This window comes from Pedobacter sp. 10L46_2 (genome assembly GCF_056395165.1).
In genome coordinates this window covers 1-3,652 of record NZ_JBFTIZ010000378.1, presented here as the reverse complement: position 1 = coordinate 3,652, position 3,652 = coordinate 1, and the positions used below count along the sequence as shown (strand labels likewise).

General features: G+C 37.6%; 2 protein-coding genes. One reads left to right on the top strand and one right to left on the bottom strand.

What is annotated here, in order from left to right; translation table 11 throughout:
* The first annotated feature begins 44 nt into the window (after window positions 1–44).
* Window positions 45–1,709, top strand: coding sequence for an FMN-binding glutamate synthase family protein (locus AC1DDX_RS25305; RefSeq protein ID WP_172660498.1), 1,665 nt, complete (start codon window positions 45–47; stop codon window positions 1,707–1,709).
* 62 nt (window positions 1,710–1,771) lie between these two features.
* On the opposite strand, the gene asnS is transcribed toward AC1DDX_RS25305, so the two are convergent.
* A complete protein-coding gene (gene asnS, locus AC1DDX_RS25300) occupies window positions 1,772–3,220 on the bottom strand; it encodes an asparagine--tRNA ligase (RefSeq protein WP_216854360.1) in 1,449 nt (482 codons plus the stop codon).
* Window positions 3,221–3,652: the final 432 nt, after the last annotated feature.

The window sequence follows — 3,652 nt, the reverse complement described above, 5'->3', positions numbered from 1 at the left end:
GATTATAATTGTTCTATTGGCATGTTTTTATTAAATTAAGGAATATGAGAAAAGCATTTATCGCAATTGCGGCGTTTTTGGTGGCACTCACTGTAATGTTGGGCCTTACTTATCCGCCTTTATGGTGGTTATTCATTTTTACAGGACCAGTTGTTTTATTGGGTATTTATGACCTGTATCAACCAAAACACAGTATAGTAAGGAACTACCCAGTAGTGGGCAGATTAAGGTACTTTATGGAAGATTTAAGGCCAAAGGTGTATCAATACTTTGTAGAAAGTGATACCAATGGTAAGCCATTTAGCAGACTTAGTCGTTCATTGATTTATCAGCGCGCAAAAAGAGAAAATGATACTATTCCATTCGGGACACAATTGGATGTATATGAAAATGGTTATGAATGGCTAAGCCACAGTATTTCAGCAATCAGCCATACTGAACTTAATGAAGATCCGCGTGTGTTAGTAGGGGGTCCGGAGTGTTTAAAGCCGTATTCTGCAAGTATTTATAATATCTCTGCTATGAGCTTCGGTTCATTAAGTCAGAATGCTATTCTGGCTTTAAATGGTGGAGCCAAGATGGGTAATTTTGCGCATAATACAGGTGAAGGTGGTATAAGCGATTACCATGCTAATCCCGGAGGGGATTTAATCTGGCAAATTGGTACTGGGTATTTTGGCTGTCGTCATCACGATGGTACATTTAACTATGAGGCCTTTGCCGAGAGGGCAAGTACAGATCAGGTAAAAATGATTGAGATTAAGCTTTCTCAGGGCGCTAAACCAGGACATGGAGGTATATTGCCGGCTAAAAAGGTTACTCCTGAAATTGCAAGGATAAGGTTGGTAAAAGAGGGGTTTGATGTGATCTCGCCTCCAGCTCACGCTGCCTTTAAAACGCCGTTAGAATTAATGGGTTTTGTAAAGAAACTGAGAGAGCTTTCTGGTGGTAAGCCAATTGGTATTAAACTCTGTATTGGAAGAAGAAGTGAATTTTTTGCCATTTGTAAAGCAATGGTTGAAACAGGTATTTATGTAGATTTCATTACTGTTGATGGGGGCGAAGGTGGTACAGGAGCTTCTCCACAGGAATTTTCTAATGCGGTTGGCATGCCATTAAGAGAAGGTGTGGCTTTTGTTTACGATGTTTTGGTAGGTTTTAACCTTAAAAAGCACATTAAAATTATTGCATCGGGTAAAGTAGCATCTGGATTTGATTTGGTAAAGAATATAGCGCTTGGTGCTGATCTATGTAATTCGGCGAGAGGAATGATGTTTGCGTTGGGCTGTATACAGGCCTTAGAGTGCAACAGTAATACTTGCCCAACAGGGGTGGCAACACAGGACCCAAGTTTAATGAAAGGTCTTGTAGTGGGAGATAAAACAGTTAGGGTTTATAATTTCCATAAGCTAACTGTTGGTAGTGCTGTAGAGTTATTAGGTGCTGCGGGTTTACATCATCCTTATCAATTGACCAGGGCATATATCAACAGGAGGATTGCGCCCAATGTAATGCAATCATATATGGAAAGTTTCCCATACATCCCTGAAGGAAGTTTGTTGCAGTCACCTTACCCTTTAAGGTTTGAGTTGGGAATGGCACTGAGTGTATCAACAAGTTTTGTGCCTTCTGATTATAAAGTTTCACTGGTTGATTATACACATGCAAACTCATTTGCAGATGATTTGAATCAAAATCAGAATAGGTAATAAATATAAAAGGGGTGTATCAATCATGATTGATACACCCCTTTTGCTATTTTATGAGTCTATTAAAACTCTGCATTTTTAGGGAAACGAGGGAAAGCGATTACATCTCTGATGTTTGTCATTCCACTTACAAATAATATCAGTCGTTCAAATCCTAGTCCAAAACCAGAGTGTGGTGCCGATCCAAAGCGTCTGGTGTCCAGATACCACCACATTTCGTCTTGTGGAATATCAAGCTCTTCCATTCTTCGGGTTAGCTTATCAAGGCGCTCCTCTCTTTGAGATCCTCCGATGATTTCGCCAATGCCTGGGAAAAGGATGTCCATTGCAGCTACTGTTTTTCTGCCTTGAGCATCAGGTTCGTTTTGACGCATATAGAAGGACTTAATATCGGCCGGATAATCAGTTAAGATAACTGGCTTTTTAAAGTGCTTTTCAACAAGGAAGCGCTCATGTTCTGATTGTAAATCTGCTCCCCATTCATCAATAAGATATTTAAACTGCTTTTTCTGATTAGGTTTGGAAGATTTTAAGATCGCAATAGCTTCTGTGTATGTTAGGCGTTCAAAATCATTGTTTAGGCAGAAGTTTAGCTTTTCTATTAAAGATAGCTCACTGCGCTCATTCTGAGGTTTTGTTTTTTCTTCTTCTAGTAAACGGTTGTTTAAAAAGTCAATCTCTTCCTTGCAGTGTTCTAGCGCATAGCTAATCACATATTTCAACATGTCTTCTGCAAGCTGCATATTGTCTTCAAGATCAGCGAAGGCAATTTCAGGCTCAACCATCCAAAATTCAGCAAGGTGACGTGTTGTGTTTGAGTTTTCTGCTCTAAAAGTAGGTCCGAATGTATATATCTGTCCAAAGGCCATTGCAGCAAGCTCACCTTCCAGCTGACCAGATACGGTCAGGTTGGTTGCGCGCGCAAAGAAATCCTGTGAGTAATCTACTTTCCCATCATCTGTACGAGGTGTGTTGTCGAAATCAAGAGTGGTAACTTTAAACATTTCACCGGCACCTTCTGCGTCTGATGCAGTAATAACAGGTGTGTGCATATAAACAAAACCTCTTTCGTTATAAAATTGATGTATAGCAAAGGCTAATGCATGACGTAATTTAAAGACTGCATTGAAAGTATTGGTGCGGAAACGCAGGTGGGCAATTTCCCGCAGAAACTCCAGGCTATGTTTTTTGGGTTGAAGAGGGAATTTTTCAGGATCACTATCGCCTAATATTTCTATAGTTTCAGCTTTAATATCTACTCTCTGACCTTTTCCTAATGATTCTACAATTTTTCCTTTTACAGAAATTGCAGCTCCTGTAGTAATACGCTTTAAAAGTTCTTCCGGAGTATTATTAAAATCCACTACGACTTGGATGTTCCCAATGCAGGAGCCATCATTTATTGCAATAAACTGGTTGTTGCGAAATGTTCGCACCCATCCCATAACCGTAACTTCTCTGTCGAATTCGTTTGTATCTAACAAACTTTTTACTTTTTCTCTTTTAATCATGATTTTTTTGTGGAGAGCGTCAAAAATAAGGATTTCCTTTAATAAATGGGAGGGAATATTTTAGTAGCCTATTTTAAATTACCTAGGTTTATTTTGATTGTATTTTTAGGTTTATTTTGAGTGATTTTGGTATTTAATGTATTTTTCTTGGTATTATTCTGTTTTTTGGATGGTGTTTTGTTGTTTTTTTATTGCTTTAGTGTTGTTTGTTGGTATTTATAATTATGTTTTATTGGTTATTTTGTGTTTTTATTGCTTTTCTATTGTGTTTTTTTAGTTGTTTGTGTGTTTTGTTAGGTTTTGTTTTGTTTTTATGGTGTATTTTTAGATTTTTATTTAAATAAAATCAATTTTTTATTGTTTTTAAATTTAAAACCCTATATTTGTAATGCTCGTTTAATTTATATTTGGTTAGAGAGGCATACAATTGGA